The 15,337-nt window shown below is 63.1% G+C and carries 15 protein-coding genes; 1 reads left to right on the top strand and 14 read right to left on the bottom strand.

Going from position 1 to position 15,337, the window contains the following annotated elements:
• Positions 1-37: 37 nt before the first annotated feature.
• The 14 genes from ppk1 to L1073_RS09560 form a co-directional block, all read right to left on the bottom strand.
• Positions 38-2,239 carry a polyphosphate kinase 1 gene (gene ppk1, locus L1073_RS09625; protein WP_246898799.1) on the bottom strand — a complete coding sequence of 734 codons (2,202 nt, stop codon included), beginning with the start codon at positions 2,237-2,239 and terminating at the stop codon, positions 38-40.
• 172 nt (positions 2,240-2,411) lie between these two features.
• Complete coding sequence (tatC, locus tag L1073_RS09620) at positions 2,412-3,191, bottom strand: twin-arginine translocase subunit TatC (RefSeq protein WP_246898797.1); 780 nt, start codon at positions 3,189-3,191, stop codon at positions 2,412-2,414.
• Positions 3,188-3,583 carry a Sec-independent protein translocase protein TatB gene (gene tatB, locus L1073_RS09615; protein WP_246898795.1) on the bottom strand — a complete coding sequence of 132 codons (396 nt, stop codon included), beginning with the start codon at positions 3,581-3,583 and terminating at the stop codon, positions 3,188-3,190. The genes tatC and tatB overlap by 4 nt, the downstream gene beginning before the upstream one ends.
• A gap of 5 nt (positions 3,584-3,588) precedes the next feature.
• Positions 3,589-3,864 (bottom strand): Sec-independent protein translocase subunit TatA, encoded by a 276-nt coding sequence (tatA, locus tag L1073_RS09610; RefSeq protein WP_246898793.1) that lies wholly within the window; start codon positions 3,862-3,864, stop codon positions 3,589-3,591.
• Between the two features lie 37 nt (positions 3,865-3,901).
• Positions 3,902-4,240 (bottom strand): phosphoribosyl-ATP diphosphatase, encoded by a 339-nt coding sequence (locus tag L1073_RS09605; protein WP_246898791.1) that lies wholly within the window; start codon positions 4,238-4,240, stop codon positions 3,902-3,904.
• Positions 4,241-4,311: 71 nt separating this feature from the next.
• A complete protein-coding gene (gene ubiB, locus L1073_RS09600; protein WP_246898790.1) occupies positions 4,312-5,934 on the bottom strand; it encodes a ubiquinone biosynthesis regulatory protein kinase UbiB in 1,623 nt (540 codons plus the stop codon).
• Positions 5,931-6,581 carry a ubiquinone biosynthesis accessory factor UbiJ gene (locus L1073_RS09595; protein WP_246898788.1) on the bottom strand — a complete coding sequence of 217 codons (651 nt, stop codon included), beginning with the start codon at positions 6,579-6,581 and terminating at the stop codon, positions 5,931-5,933. The genes ubiB and L1073_RS09595 overlap by 4 nt, the downstream gene beginning before the upstream one ends.
• Positions 6,582-6,588: 7 nt before the next feature.
• Positions 6,589-7,335, bottom strand: a complete 747-nt coding sequence (gene ubiE, locus L1073_RS09590) for a bifunctional demethylmenaquinone methyltransferase/2-methoxy-6-polyprenyl-1,4-benzoquinol methylase UbiE (protein WP_246898787.1) — start codon at positions 7,333-7,335, stop codon at positions 6,589-6,591.
• Positions 7,336-7,434: 99 nt separating this feature from the next.
• The gene (locus L1073_RS09585) at positions 7,435-7,818 is read right to left on the bottom strand and encodes a gamma-butyrobetaine hydroxylase family protein (protein ID WP_246898786.1); all 384 of its coding nucleotides are present in this window, start codon (positions 7,816-7,818) and stop codon (positions 7,435-7,437) included.
• 179 nt (positions 7,819-7,997) lie between these two features.
• Entirely contained in the window at positions 7,998-9,323 is a 1,326-nt protein-coding gene (hslU, locus tag L1073_RS09580) for an ATP-dependent protease ATPase subunit HslU (RefSeq protein ID WP_246898784.1), read from the bottom strand.
• Between the two features lie 38 nt (positions 9,324-9,361).
• Entirely contained in the window at positions 9,362-9,880 is a 519-nt protein-coding gene (gene hslV / locus L1073_RS09575) for an ATP-dependent protease subunit HslV (RefSeq protein ID WP_040239597.1), read from the bottom strand.
• Positions 9,881-10,030: 150 nt separating this feature from the next.
• Positions 10,031-10,729, bottom strand: coding sequence for an SPOR domain-containing protein (locus L1073_RS09570; protein ID WP_246898782.1), 699 nt, complete (start codon positions 10,727-10,729; stop codon positions 10,031-10,033).
• Between the two features lie 2 nt (positions 10,730-10,731).
• Positions 10,732-12,417 carry an arginine--tRNA ligase gene (gene argS, locus L1073_RS09565; RefSeq protein ID WP_246898781.1) on the bottom strand — a complete coding sequence of 562 codons (1,686 nt, stop codon included), beginning with the start codon at positions 12,415-12,417 and terminating at the stop codon, positions 10,732-10,734.
• 174 nt (positions 12,418-12,591) lie between these two features.
• Positions 12,592-14,814, bottom strand: coding sequence for a primosomal protein N' (locus L1073_RS09560; protein ID WP_425531576.1), 2,223 nt, complete (start codon positions 14,812-14,814; stop codon positions 12,592-12,594).
• A 214-nt stretch (positions 14,815-15,028) separates the two neighbouring features.
• Between L1073_RS09560 and rpmE the strand changes: the two genes are divergently transcribed.
• Complete coding sequence (rpmE, locus tag L1073_RS09555) at positions 15,029-15,244, top strand: 50S ribosomal protein L31 (RefSeq protein WP_246898778.1); 216 nt, start codon at positions 15,029-15,031, stop codon at positions 15,242-15,244.
• The last annotated feature ends 93 nt before the right edge of the window (positions 15,245-15,337 follow it).

Raw genomic sequence — 15,337 nt, 5'->3', positions numbered from 1 at the left:
GAGGCGGTTTGGTTCAGGCTGTCTTCGAGCTTCGAGCTCAGGGTTTGACGGCGTAGGCGTAGAGCAAGGTTTCCTGGGCGCTGATCGGTTCGGCGTCGCCGGCCTCGAGGAGGCGGTAGCGGCCGTCGGTCTGCAGCTCCCAGCTCTGGCAGTTGTCCACGAGGTAAGTGGCCAGATCCTTGCGCACGCGTTGGGCGAGCTTCTTGTCGAGCAGCGGGAAGCAGGTCTCCACGCGGCGGAACATGTTGCGTTCCATGAAGTCCGCGCTGGAGCACCAGGTCTCAGGCTTGCCGCCGTTGTGGAAGTGGAACACGCGAGTATGTTCCAGGAAGCGACCGATGATCGAGCGCACCCGGATATTGTCGGAAATCCCTTCGACGCCGGGTCGCAGGCAACACATGCCGCGAATGATCAGATCGCATTGCACGCCAGCGCGCGAGGCGCGATAAAGCGCGCGGATCAACTGCGGCTCGGTCAACGAATTGCACTTGATGATCAGCTGCGCCTTGTGGCCCTTTTTCGCGTAGCCTGCCTCGCGATCGATCATCGATACCAGGCGGTCATGGAGTACGAACGGCGCGTGCAGCAGCGTATCGATCTGACGTGGCTTGCCCATTCCCGAGAGCTGCTGGAAGACCTTGTGAACGTCTTCGCACAGTGTCTCGTTGGCGGTGAGCAGGCTGTAGTCGGTATACAGCTTGGCGGTCTTGGAGTGATAGTTGCCGGTGCCCAGGTGCGCGTAATAGCGCAGCGTGCCGCGTTCACGGCGGACCATGTGGAGCATCTTGGCGTGGGTCTTGTAGGCCATGACACCGTAGATGACGATGGCCCCGGCTTCCTGAAGACGTGATGCCAGCGCGAGGTTGTCGGCCTCGTCGAAACGCGCCCGCAGCTCGATGACGACGGTGACTTCCTTGCCGTTGCGTGCGGCATCGACCAGGGCGCTGACGATGGGGGAGTCGGCGCCGGTTCGGTACAGCGTCTGCTTGATCGCCAGCACATCCGGATCGCTGGCGGCTTCCTGAAGCCAGTCCTCAATCAGCGAGAAGGACTGGAAAGGATGGTGGAGCAGAATGTCGTTCTGGGCGATCTGGCTGAACAGACTGACATCGCTTTTGACCTGGCGTGGCAACCCCGGCGTGAAGGTACGATACAGCAAGTCGGGACGCTCGACATCGCTGAGCACCGACATCAGCCGGGTCAGGTTGACCGGGCCGGAGACGCGATACAGATCTGCCGCCTCGAGTTCGAACTGGGTGAGCAGGAAGTGCGTCAGCCGGTCGGGGCAATTATCGGCCACCTCGAGGCGTACGCCGCTGCCGTAGCGTCGTGCCAGCAGCTCACCGCGCAGGGCCGAGGCCAGGTCCGAGACATCCTCGGGGTCGACGGCCAGGTCGGCGTTGCGGGTCAGGCGGAACTGGTAGCAACCGCGTACCTGCATGCCGGGAAATACTTCCTGAGCATGGGCGTGAATCATCGACGACAGGAAGACGTATTCGGTATAGCCGGCCTCGCTCAGCTCACGTGGCAGGCGCATCAAGCGTGGCAGCGAGCGTGGTGCGGGCAGGATGGCAAGTCCCCCTTCACGGCCGAAGGCATCGGTGCCTTCGAGCTCGACGATGAAGTTCAAGCTCTTGTTGACCAGGCGCGGGAAAGGATGTGAAGGGTCGAGGCCGATGGGACTGATCACCGGCATGATCTCCTCGGCGAAATATTCGCGTACCCAATCGGCCTGGGCCTCGGTCCACTGGGTACGGCGGCGAAAACGCAGGCGTTGTTCTTCGAGCGCGGGAATCAAGGTCTCGTTGAGGATGCGGTATTGTCGCTCGACCTGCTCGTGGGCGATGCGCGATATTTCGGCCAGCACCTGGCGTGGTGGCATGCCGTCGGCGCCGCTTTCCTCGCGGGCGAGTGCGATCTGGTGCTTGAGGCCGGCCACACGAATCTCGAAGAACTCGTCCAGATTGGAGGAGAAGATCAGCAGGAACATCAGCCGATTGAGCAGCGGATGCGAGGGATCCAGGGACTGTTCGAGTACGCGGATATTGAACTGCAGGTGCGAGAGTTCGCGGTTGAAGTACAGTGCTGGATCGTCGAGTTCGGCCTCGGGGAACGGCGCGGGCTTGGCGTGAATGCCCGTGCGCGTGCGATTGACGCGAAGTGGTGGCTTCTCACCGACTTCCTGAGACGCTGCATTATCGCTACCGAGGGGGACATCGGAAGAGCGCGTGTCGTCCATCATGAGCTCCCTGTCGTCGCTTGTGACCAACCGCTGGCCCGGAAGCATGACACCCGTCTGTGACAGGAATGTGACAGTGACGACCGGGCATCTTCAGTATATGCACGAAACTGGGCACGACACGCGCCAACCAACGTAGACAGCGGGCCAAGCGTGGCCTGCCTGTCGGAGATCAGTCTTCTCGGGATGCCTCGTCATCGGCGTCGTGACGGTGGCGCGGTACCAGGCGACCGAAGAGAATGCCGACCTCGAAAAGTAGCCACATGGGAACGGCGAGCAGGCTCTGGGAGACCACGTCCGGGGGCGTCATCATCATACCCACCACGAAGCAGCCGACGAGCACGTAGGGGCGTTTCTTGCCAAGACTTTCGACACTGGTCGCGCCGGTCCAGATCAGCAGGAACGTGGCGATGGGAATCTCGAAGGCCGCACCGAAGGCGAAGAACAGCTTGAGCACGAAATTCAGATACTGATTGATATCGGTCATCACCGTGACGTTCTCCGGCCCGGTATGGACGAAGAAGTCGAATAACAGGGGAAAGACCACGAAATAGGCGAAGGCCACGCCGCCGTAGAACAGCAGAATGCTCGAGGCGAGCAGAGGAAATGCCAAGGTCTTCTCGTGCCGGTAGAGGCCCGGCGCGATGAATGCCCAGGCCTGGTAGAGCACGAAGGGGACGGCGATGAAAAAGGCCGTGAACAGCGTCAGCTTGAAGGGCGCCAGAAAAGGTGAGGCCACTTCGGTAGCGATCATCTGCGCGCCTTCGGGCAAGAGTGCCATCAGCGGGTCGGCGACGAAGCTGTAGATATCGTTGGAGAAGGCGTAAAGCGCGCCGAAGATGACCACGATCACCGCCACCGCCTTGACCAGCCGCGAACGCAACTCGATCAGGTGTTCGATCAAGGGGGTCTGGGCGTGCTCCTCCGGTTCGCGGGGCGATGTATCGCTCATGGGGCGTTGGAATCCTTGGCGGACGAGGCGTCGGGTGTGTCCCGGGGGGCGTCGGGACGCGTCGCTGAGGCGTCATCATCCGGTTTAGGCGCCGTCGGCCCCCGGCGTGATCCGGCGTGATGCGTGTCGGTGTCGTCGGCGTGGCGTTCGACCCCGTCGCGAACCTTGTGCAGACCGGCATCGAGCTTGCGTTGCTGCTCATTGAGCTTCTGACGCAGGTCCTCGGCTTCCAGCTGTGCGTTGATCTCACGCTGCATGCCGGACACCGTACGCTTGATCTTGCCGATCCACAGGCCGACGGTGCGCGCCGCCGTGGGCAGGCGCTCGGGTCCTAGCACCAACAGGGCCACGACACCGATGATCATCAGTTCGAGAAAGCCCATATCGAACATGGCGGTTACTTCCGCTCGGACGTTTCGTCGGCCTTGGACGATTGCGAGGTTTTCGATTGGGTGTCGAGCGTCTCGTCGTTCGCTTCATGCTCGACACGCTGCTGCGTCGTGTCCTCGTCGTCGTGCGCTTTTTTCTGTTCCTCTTCGCCGACGGCGCTCTTGAATCCCTTTACGGCGCCCCCGAGATCGCTGCCCAGATTGCGCAGCTTCTTGGTGCCGAAGATCAGGATGACGATGCCGAGAACGATCAGCAGCTGCCAGATACTGATTCCACCTAACATGGAAGATCTCCTTGATGCCCGAAGACGACCGGGCCGATTAGCGTGATGGGCGTGACGCTTTCTCTTCCAGGCCGGACGTTCCGAAGCGCCGGGCCAGTTCATCCAGCACCGCCTGATGGTCGATGTCCAGATGCGAGAGCATCACCAGGCTATGAAACCACAGGTCGGCGGTTTCGGCGACCAATGCCTGACGCGTTTCGTCGTTACCGTGTTCGGCGTCCTTGGCGGCGAGAAGGGTCTCGGTGGTTTCCTCACCGACTTTCTCCAGGATCTTGTTGAGACCCTTGGCGTGGAGCTTGGCAACGTATGAGCTGTCGGGGTCGGCATGGCGGCGTGTGGCCAGGACGTCCGATAGCTGGGCAAGCGTATCATTCATGATGTGACGGTCCCGAGACAAATAGGGTAGTGAGTGGATGATAGCAGCAACATCGTGCGCTAGCAGCGGCGTCAACGCCAAGCGATGAGTGCCAGCCCCAGTGTAGCGGCGGCCAGCACCGGCCAGGGTTGGGTGTGCGCCCATTCCCAGAGTGGTTGCCAAGCCAGCGCCACAGCGATCAGCAAGGCGCCGAGGCGCAGTCGCCGCGCGCGCGTTCCGGCACCGTGCCAACGCCGCTGCAAGGCATTGAGCGCCTCGGTTTGCTGGCGCTGCTGGCGGTGGCTGTCTTCGCTGCGGGCGAGAGCCTGGTGGGCCAGCACTGGCAGCTCGGGCAACTGGCGCGAGAGTTCGGGTGCGTGCTTGGTCAAGGCATCCCAGAAGCCGCGAGGCCCGGCACGTTCTTTCATCCACTGTTCCAGGTAAGGCTTGGCGGTGCTCCACAAGTCCAGGTCTGGGTAAAGCTGGCGACCGAGCCCTTCGATGTTGAGTAGCGTTTTCTGCAACAGCACCAGTTGTGGTTGGACTTCCATGTTGAAGCGCCGCGCGGTCTGGAACAGTCCCAACAGCACCTGGCCGAAGGAAATGTCCTTGAGCGGCTTCTCGAGAATCGGCTCGCAAACCGCACGAATGGCCGCGGCGAACTCGTTGGCGCGCGTGTCCTCGCCGACCCAGCCCGATTCGATGTGCAATACGGCGACTTCGTAGTAGTCCTGGCGGAAGAAGGCGAGCAGGTTGCGGGCCAGGTAATCCTGATCCTCGCGGGTCAGGCTGCCGACGATCCCGCAGTCGATGGCGATGTACTGCGGGTCATGCGGATTGTCGGCGGACACGAAGATATTGCCGGGGTGCATGTCGGCATGGAAGAAATTGTCGCGAAACACCTGGGTGAAGAAGATCTCCACTCCGCGCTCGGCGAGTCGGCGCAAGTCGATGCCGGCCGCTTGCAAGGCGTCCATGTCGGCTACCGGAATGCCGTGGATACGCTCCTGGACCATCACCTGCTTGCGTGTCAGCGGCCAGTGGATCGCCGGCACGTAAAGTAGCGGCGAATCGCGGAAGTTACGCTTGAGCTGCGAAGTGTTGGCCGCTTCCTTGTGCAGATCCAGTTCATCGAACAGCGTGGACTCGTAGTCGGCAACGACCTCGACGGGGCGTAGCCGCTTGGCTTCGGGAACCCGCTTGAGCAGGCGCGCAAAGGTATACAGCAGGCCGATGTCCTTGCGCATCACGCCATCGATGTTGGGGCGGATGATCTTGACCACTACGTCTTCGCCGCTGTGCAGGCGTGCGCCATGGACCTGAGCGATGGAAGCCGAGGCGAGCGGCTCGCGGGTGAAGTCGGCGAAGGCAGCATCGATGTCCATACCGAGTTCTTCTTCTACCAGCGCGCGGGCCTGCTCGCCGGGAAACGGCAGTACCTGATCCTGGAGGCGCTTGAGTTCGTCGGCGATGTCCGGCGGCAGCAGGTCACGGCGGGTGGAGAGCATCTGGCCGAACTTGACGAAGATCGGGCCCAGATCTTCGAGCGCCAGGCGTAGGCGCTTGCCCCGAGTGTGCGGGCCGGTAGGTAGCAAGCGTAGTGGCGAGAATTTCATCGCCAGGCGCAGTATGCCTGGGAGGCGATCTACGGGGATCAGGGTGTCGAGGCGGAAACGCGCGATCACCCAGGCGATACGAAACAGCCGCAAATTCACGACGTGTGCTCCTCCTGTCGGCGACGTTCGATCTCGCGTACCAGTCGATCCAGGCGTGCTTCGAGTCGATCGGTGGCCAGGCCCAGTTGCGTCAAATGCTCGCGGGCGATCTCCCATTGCGTGCGGCTGGGCAGTAGCCGTGCTTCCTCGGTGAGGTATTCATGCACGTCGCGTTGCAACTCGCCGCGCGTGCGCAGGCCGAAGCGATTCAGGCGTCGCAAGCCTTGCGACAGACTATGCGCGGGCATATCGCCGAGCCAGTGTGCCAGTTCGGCTTCCCAGTCGATCTCCAGATCGCTGAGCAACTGACTGGCGCGTTCCAGCACATGGGTACGCCCGCGCACCGATAGCCGTCCGGCGAACATCAATGCTTCGACGCGTTCGCCACTAAGCAGCGCGCCTAGGGTCTCGACATCGAGCTCGACGACCACATCGCTATCGGCCTCGTCGGGGTCGTGCTGGGCGAGCAGGGTGATGCCGTGGGTATCGAAATGCACCAGCGCTGCCAGCGCAGGGCGTTCCAGGCGCAGCGATATGCGCTGTCCGGCAAGCTGTGCCAATCGCGAGGGCGAGGCGGGATCGTGCGCGAGAAGACCGTTGATCAGCGTTTCCGCGCTGGTCAGCAGGGTAGTGAACATCACCGGCATGACGGCCTCATAGTTTGATGCCACGGTGCAGGGCGACGACGCCCCCGGTCATGTTGGTGTACTCGACACGTTCGAGCCCGGCGTCTTCCATCATCGCCTTGAGAGTTTCCTGGTCGGGATGCATGCGTATCGATTCGGCCAGGTAGCGATAACTCTCGCCGTCCTGGGCGACCCATTCGCCCATGCGCGGCAAGACGCGGAAGGAATATTCATCATAGAGGCGCGACAGCGCGGCGCTCGCCGGCTTGGAAAATTCCAGGACCAGCAGGCGGCCGCCAGGCTTGAGCACGCGTGCCATGGAGCGCAGCGCGGCCTCCTTGTCGGTGACGTTGCGCAGGCCGAAGGCGATGGTGATGCAGTCAAAGCTGTTGTCGGCGAAGGGCAGCGCTTCGGCATTGGCCTGCACGTATTCGACGTTGTCGCCGACGCCATTGTCGAGCAGCTTGTCGCGGCCCACACGCAGCATCGAGGCGTTGATGTCGGCGAGGACCACGCGCCCGTGAGGACCGACCAGGCGCGAGAACTTGAGCGCCAGGTCGCCGGTGCCGCCGGCGATGTCGAGCACGTGATGGCCGGGACGGACACCGGCGCGCTCGAGGGTCAGGCGTTTCCAGAGGCGATGTACGCCGAACGACATGAGATCGTTCATGACATCATAGCGGGCGGCGACCGAATGGAAAACTTGCGCTACCCGGTCAGCTTTCTCCTCGACCGGAACTTCCTGATAACCGAAGTGGGTCGTGCGCTTGTCCATGACCTTTCCTTGGGCAGGCGTGGAGTGCCCGCGCGGTGCGTGGAAGTGGGGCTGCATTGTAACGTCGCCCCTGGCGTTTGTCGCCACGCCGGGGATGTCTTATAACTCCTTGATGGTGATGGTGGAAGGCTCGCGCGAGGCGCCGGCCTCCTCGAGGCGGCGGAGGTAATCGGCCCACCACTGCTCTTGATGGCAGGCCATTGCATAGAGATAGTCCCAACTGTACAGGCCGCTGTCATGGCCGTCGTCGAAGTGCAGCTTGAGCGCGTAACGCCCGGCCTGGGTAATGTTCTTGAGGCCGACATCCTTCTTGCCAACCTGCAGGACGGCGGTGTCCGGGCCGTGGCCGCGAACCTCGGCGGAAGGCGAGAACACGCGCAACAGTTCCGCCGGCAGACGGTAGGACGTGCCATCGGCATAGCCGAGTTCGAGCTCGCGAGCCTGCTGATGGTAGTGGATGCGCGTGGGAATGGGAGAGGACATAAATACCTCCGGTGAGCTTGACGCTGGAAGAGCGCCGCTTCGCGGCTGGAAGCTTGAAGGAAAAGCCTTAACTCGAGCGTCGGGAGCGACATGCTGATTTTCGAGCTTCGAGCTTCGAGCTTCGAGCTTCGAGCTTCGAGCTTCGAGCGGTTCGTCGCCCGAAGCCCGTAGCGCGTGGCTTAAAGAATATACCGCGACAGGTCTTCGTCGGTAGCCAGTTCGCCGAGTTGCTCGTCGACATAGGCGGCGTCGATGGTCAGCGGGCTGGCCATGTCGCCTCCCTGGAAGGATGGCTCCTCGAGCAGGCGTTCCATCACCGTGTGCAGGCGACGTGCGCCGATGTTCTCGGTGCCTTCGTTGACCTGCCAGGCGATCTCGGCGATGCGCGTGATGCCTTCATCGGTGAAGTTCACCTCCAGGCCATCGGTGGCCAGCAGCGCCTCGTATTGTCGGGTCAGTGCGGCGGACGGCTCGGTGAGGATGCGCTTGAAGTCATCCGGCGTCAGCGCTTGCAGCTCGACACGGATCGGCAGACGCCCTTGCAACTCGGGGATCAGGTCCGATGGCTTGGAGAGGTGGAACGCCCCCGAGGCGATGAACAGGATATGGTCAGTGTTGACCATGCCGTGCTTGGTGGACACCGTCGACCCCTCGATCAGTGGCAGCAGGTCGCGCTGCACGCCTTCGCGGGAGACATCGCCACCGCTGCCCGAGTCACCGCGCTTGGCGACCTTGTCGATCTCGTCGAGGAAGACGATGCCGTTCTGCTCCACCGCCTCGATGGCGCGGTTCTTGATCTGTTCCTCGTTGACCAGCTTGGCGGCTTCTTCGTCGTGCAGCAGGCGCCGGGCTTCCTCGACGGTCACGCGGCGCGATTCCGACTTCTGCTTGCCCATGTTGGAGAACATGCTTTGCAGCTGGCTGGTCATTTCCTCCATGCCCGGCGGCGCGGAGATATCGAAGTTGCCCCCCTGCGGCGTGACCTCAATGTCGATCTCCTTGTCGTCGAGCTGGCCTTCACGCAGCTTCTTGCGGAAGGTCTGGCGCGTCGAGGAATCGTCGTGGGCATGGTCGTACTCGCTGCCGCGCGGTCGGGGCAGAAGCGCGTCGAGAATGCGCTCCTCGGTAGCGTCTTCTGCCTTGTGGGCGACTTCTTCCTTGGCCTGCTCGCGGACCATCTTCATGGCCATCTCGACCAGGTCGCGGACGATCGACTCGACGTCACGGCCGACATAGCCCACTTCGGTGAACTTGGTCGCCTCGATCTTGATGAACGGCGCCCCGGCCAGCTTGGCGAGACGCCGGGCGATCTCGGTCTTGCCGACCCCGGTTGGACCGATCATCAGGATGTTCTTGGGCACCACCTCGCCGCGCAGGCTGTCGTCGAGCTGCATGCGGCGCCAGCGGTTGCGCAGGGCGATGGCCACCGAGCGCTTGGCTTCCTGCTGGCCGATGATGTACTGATCCAGTGCGTGGACGATCTCGCGGGGAGTCATCTGTGTCATGACGGAGCCCTATGCTGCCCGGGAGCGGTGAGTGTGGCTCACAGCTCCTCGAGGGTAATGTTTTGATTGGTGAAGACGCAGATATCGCCGGCGATCTCGAGCGACTTCTCGGTGATGGCGCGCGCATCGAGCTCGGTGTTCTCGAGCAAGGCGCGTGCGGAGGCCTGGGCGTAGTGGCCGCCGGAGCCGATAGCGATGATGCCGCGTTCGGGTTCGACGACATCGCCGTTACCGGTAAGGATCAGCGAGGCGTTCTTGTCGGCCACGGCGAGCATCGCTTCCAGGCGGCGCAAGGCGCGGTCGGTGCGCCATTCCTTGGAAAGCTCGACGGCGGCCTTGACCAGGTGCCCTTGGTACTTATCCAGTTGGGCCTCGAAGCGCTCGAACAGCGTGAAGGCGTCGGCCGTGCCACCGGCGAAACCGGCCAGTACCTTGCCATGATGAATGCGGCGTACCTTGCTGGCGTTGCCCTTCATTACCGTGTTGCCGAGCGAAACCTGACCATCGCCGGCAAGGGCGACATGTTCGCCGCGACGTACGGATACGATCGTGGTCATGGATGGGAACTCCTTGTGGGGTGTCGGACACCCGATGACTTGATTGCCGAGGTACCCTTGGCACCTCAGGCGATAAAACGGTGCGACGAATGCCGATGATCACGGTAATGCGGGCGGCAAGCGGGTAAATCAAGCCGCCCGGGCGCCCCTTCAGTTCTGTAACTTGATCAGCAATGGCTCGATGCCTTGCGTCACCATCAGGTCCTGGGCGCGCGTCAACTCATTCGTGTCTTGGTAAGGGCCGACCTGCACGCGATGCCAGGTTTCGTCGTTGGAGGTTTGCACTTCGGTGATCTTGGCGATCAGCCCCAGGTCCTGAAGCCGGCTCGCGAGACGCTTGGCATCGGCGACCTTGCGAAACGAAGCCGCCTGCAGCATGTACTTGAGCCCATCGGCTGAAGGGTTGGCCATCACCTCGTCAGCACGGTCGTCGCTCGTGTCTGCCGATCTCTCGCCGCTGCTACTGGGCGCCGCTGTGGTGTTATCCACCTTGGGTGCGATGACCTCCGATTCCGGTAGCAAGGTATAGAACTCGAAGGTCGGCATGCGCGACTCGGAGGCGGCCTCGTCGGGTGCACCGCCCGATGAGGCGCCGCCGCCTGTACTGCCCGTCGAGTCATTGCCGGATGAGGCGCTATTGGAGGGCTTGGGCATTACCGTGGCGACCGGCTCCGGGGCCGATTGCTGGAAATATTGGGCGAGCGCGAAGCCAGCGATCAAGCCGACCACGCCCCATAGCCATCCCGGGAGCCCCGGCCGCGATGACTTGGACTGGCGTTTGCGGCTGGTGGCGCCGCGTGACGTGGCGCGAGAATTGTTTTTGCCTTGCTGGGCAGGGCGACGAGCCATGCTTACATCTCCTCGGGTGCGCTGACGCCCATCAGATCGAGGCCGTTGCGCAGCACTTGGCGCGTGGCCAGGCCCAGTGCCATCCGGGCATTGCGCAATTCATCGTCGTCGACCATGACCTTGACCGCGTTGTAGCAGGTGTGGAAGTCGGAGGCCAGGTCCATCAGGTACTGGGCGACCTGCTGTGGCTCGCGGGTCTGAGCGGCCCGTTCGACGACTTCCGGATAGCGCGCCAGGCGGTTCATCAGCTCTTTTTCCTGTTCGGTATCGAGTCGACTCAGGTGCTGCATGCCTAGCGCATGATCGAATGCCTTGGCCTCGGATTCGGCGCGACGCATCATGCTGCACACGCGGGCATGCGCATACTGGATGTAGTAGACCGGATTGTCGTTGGACTGCGAGCGAGCGAGGTCGATATCGAAGGTCAACTGCGAATCGGCACGCCGCGCGGCGAGGAAGAAGCGCGTGGCATCGCGGCCCACTTCATCGATGAGGTCGCGCAGGGTCACGTAGCTGCCGGCGCGCTTGGAGAGCTTGACTTCGACCCCGGAGCGCGTGACCAGCACCATCTGGTGCAGCACGTAGTCCGGCCACCCCTGCGGGATACCGCTTTCCAGCGCCTGCAGGCCGGCCCGTACCCGAGTGACCGTGGAGTGGTGATCGGCGCCTTGCTCGTTGATCACGGTGGTGAAGCCACGTTGCCATTTGTCGAGGTGGTAGGCGACGTCCGGCAGGAAATAGGTATAACCACCGTCTTGCTTGCGCATTACCCGGTCCTTGTCGTCACCGAAATCGGTAGTGCGCAGCCAGGTGGCGCCGTCCTCTTCATAGGTATGGCCACCGTCGACGAGTGCCTTCACCGTGGCGTCCACCTTGCCGTCGTTGTATAGCGAGGACTCCAGAAAGTAGACATCGAAGGCGACACCGAACGACTTGAGGTCGAGATCCTGTTCGCGACGCAGGTAGGCGACGGCGAACTCCTGGATGGCATCGAGATCCTCGGCCTCGCCCTTGCCGGTGACTTCTCGGTCATCGGCGGTAATCGTTTCGCCGGCTAGATACGCCTTGGCGACATCGACGATATAGGCGCCGCGATAGCCGTTCTCGGGCCACTCGGCCGCCTCCGGCGTGAGGCCTTTCACGCGGGCTTGCACCGAGCGGGCGAGATTGTCGATCTGGGCGCCAGCGTCGTTGTAGTAGAACTCGCGGGTGACATCGTAGCCGATGGCTTCCAGTAGCCGGCATAGGCAGTCGCCGATGGCGGCGCCACGCCCATGGCCAACGTGCAGCGGCCCGGTGGGGTTGGCGGAGACGAATTCCACCTGCACCTTCTGGCCCTGGCCGTTCAGGCTTCGTCCGTAGGTATCGCCGGCATCCAGAATGTGGGGCACCACCTGGGCGACGGCATCGGTGGCGGCGAAGAAATTGATGAACCCGGGACCGGCGATGTCGACCTGGCGTATGGCGGTGCTTTCCGGCAGCGCCGCGACCAAGGCCTCGGCCAGCTCGCGTGGCTTGCGTCCGGCCGGCTTGGCCAAGGTCAGCGCGAGATTGCTCGCGTAGTCGCCGTGGGCCTTGTCCTTGGCGGGCTCGACCTTGATGGCCAGCGGGGTGTCCTGGGGAAGAATGCCTTGCTGCTTGAGCTGCGTACCGGCCGCGTCGAGCAGTTCGATGATCGTCTCTTTCATGAAATTCCGATGTCCTGTATCTGGCGCGCGTCAGGCCGGCGGGCGCCAGGCTACGAAGTGCGCTGAGAGCGTTAGGTCGCCTATTATCGGCGATTGGACGGCGCCTTTAAACCCAGCGATGCCATGTGTCTTGCGTTGCCGCGCGTGGCGGCGAGTACGGACGGCGGGGGCCCGTCAACTCAGCGTCTGTGGATCGATATCCAGCGAGGCGCGTATGCGCCGACCATCGGGATGACTCTCCAGCCATTGCACCAGCCAGGCACAGGCACGGTGCAGAGCGCTACGCCGCGTGTCGGAGAGCATCAACTGCATGTGATAGCGATTCTGACGGCGTTCCATGGGCGCCGGCACCGGTCCCAGGCAGGTGACCGAGGTGTCCTGAGTGACGAGCCATTCGCGCAATGCCTCGGCGGCGGCGGTGGCGAATTCGGCGACGTGTTCCTCGCGTGCGGCTTCGAAGCGGGCCAGCGCCAGATGACGATAGGGCGGCAGGCCGGCCAAGCGACGTTCTTCCAGCAGTTGGCCGGCGAGCGCTTCATAGCCGCTGTCGGCGAGCAAACGCAGATTGGGGTCGTCGGGATGCAGGGTCTGGACCAGTACGCGTCCGGGATGCTCGGCGCGACCAGCGCGGCCGGCGACCTGCACCAGTAGTTGGGCACTGTGCTCGAGGGCGCGGAAATCGCTGGCGTAGAGCCCGGCGTCGGCGTTGACCACGACCACCAGCGTGACATGCGGCAAGTGATGGCCCTTGGCGAGCATCTGGGTGCCGACCAGCAGGCTGGGCTCGCCGCGTCGAATCTCGCGCAGAATATCCTCGAAGGCTTGCTTGCGCCGCGTGCTGTCGCGGTCGATGCGATGCACGGGCGTCTCGGGGAACAATGCCGCCAGCGTTTCCTCGGTGCGCTCGGTGCCGCTGCCCAATGGGCGCAGATCGCCACTGTCGCATTCCGGGCAGGTATCGGGCAGCGGACGGTGAAAGTCGCAATGATGGCAGACCAGTTCCTGCGGCTGGCGATGCAGCGTCATGCGGGCATCGCAATGTGGGCACTCAGCCAGCCAGCCGCATGCATGACATGCCAGGGTAGGGGCGAAGCCGCGTCGGTTGATGAAGACCAGCACTTGGTTGCCCGCATTCAGGGTCTGGCGAATCGCCTCGATGGCGGGGGCGATCAAGCCGCCCTGGCGGTGACGCCCGCGTAGATCGGTCAGTTCCAGGCGTGCCGGGGCGTGGCGGTTGGCGCGTTGCGTTAGCCGCAGGTGACGGTAGCGGCCGCTACGTGCCTGGGCGAGGGTCTCCAGCGCCGGGGTGGCGCTGCCCAGCACGATGGGGATGTTCTCGCGGTGGGCACGGGCGATGGCTAGATCACGGGCGTGGTAGCGCAGGCCTTCCTGTTGCTTGAAGGAGCCGTCGTGCTCCTCATCGATGATGACCACCCCGGCGGCGGCCAGAGGAGTGAAGACCGCCGAGCGAGTGCCGATGACGATCGGGGCCCGGCCGGTACGCGCGGCATCCCAGGCATCCAGGCGTTCGAGATCGGTGAGTCCCGAATGCAGGGCGACCACGGGGACCCGAAAGCGTTGCCGGAAGCGTGACAGCGTTTGCGGTGTCAGGCCGATTTCCGGTATCAGAACCAGTGCCTGACGGTCTCGCGCGAGCACCGCTTCGATGAGCTGCAGGTAGACCTCGGTCTTGCCGCTGCCGGTGACGCCGTGCAGCAAACATGGGTGATAGCGTTCGAGGCCTTCGTGAATTTCGGCGAGAACGCCTGCCTGTTCACGGGTCAGCGGCAACGAGGGTTCGGCGAGCCGTGAACCTGACGCTTCTTCGGTGGCCGTCAGGCGTTCTTCGCGGCACTCGACGAGCTGCTTGGCCAGCAGTCCCTCCAATTGGGCGCGGGTGAAGCCTTGTGCGGTGATCGCGCGTGTCATCAAACCACGCGGGTGCTGGCGCAGCATGGTCAGTAGTTCGGCTTGTCGAGGCGCGCGTTCGAGGGGGCTGGTATCGCCGTCGCGCGCGATCCAGCGCTCCTGGTGGCGGGCCTGCAATGGCCGCCCCTGGCGCAACGCCACGGGCAATGCCTGGGCGATGGTGTCGCCCAGCGGGTGTTGATAGTAGCGCGCGGTGAAACGACACAACCACCACCAGTCGTCGGGCAAGGGGGCATCGTCGAGACACGCCAGCACCGCCTTGAGTTGTGCGTCTGGAACGTCGCTATGCTCGGGACACTCGACCACCACGCCGATGAGCTGACGACGTCCGAACGGTACCTTGACGCGAAGCCCGGGGCGCCAACCACAAGCGGGAGCCTCGCGGCAGGGGCGATAGTCGAAAAGGCGTCGCAAGGGCGTGGGCAGGGCGATCCTGAGTAGGCGTGGTGTATGGTCGGTGCTCGACAAGAATCCTCCGAAAGGGCGGTGGCCCATGGCGTTGCAGGCGCCACGCGTCTTTTCAGCGATATCGCGGCACTGCTATACTGTGCGGCTATTCGGCTGTGTGCCAGGCGAGTATCGTCGGGGTCACATGCCGAATCAATCGGTTGCATCTTTATCAACCCGTGTGCGGTGCCTGGCGTCGACCAGGTGGCGGCGCACCATAGCGTGAGGCAGCAAAATGAAACAAGCGATCCATCCCGAATACAAGAAGGTCACCGCCACCTGTTCATGCGGCGCGACCTTCGATCTGGGCTCCACCGCCAAAGACGACTTCTACCTGGATGTCTGCTCGCAGTGCCACCCGTTCTATACAGGCAAGCAGAAGCAGGCGACCACCGGTGGTCGTGTCGAGCGCTTCAACAAGCGTTTCGGTGCAGCGCTCAAGCGCGACTGAGCCAAGCAAGAGAACCGCTACGCCGGCGTGTCGCCGGCGTTCGAGAAGACCCGCCGAATATATGGCGGGTTTTTTATTTTTGGAACGTCGAAA

Origin of the sequence: Chromohalobacter nigrandesensis, assembly GCF_023061285.1 — a bacterium.
Classification (GTDB): domain Bacteria; phylum Pseudomonadota; class Gammaproteobacteria; order Pseudomonadales; family Halomonadaceae; genus Chromohalobacter; species Chromohalobacter nigrandesensis.
Note: the sequence above shows the minus strand (reverse complement) of the source record. Positions and strands in the feature narration are given on the sequence as shown.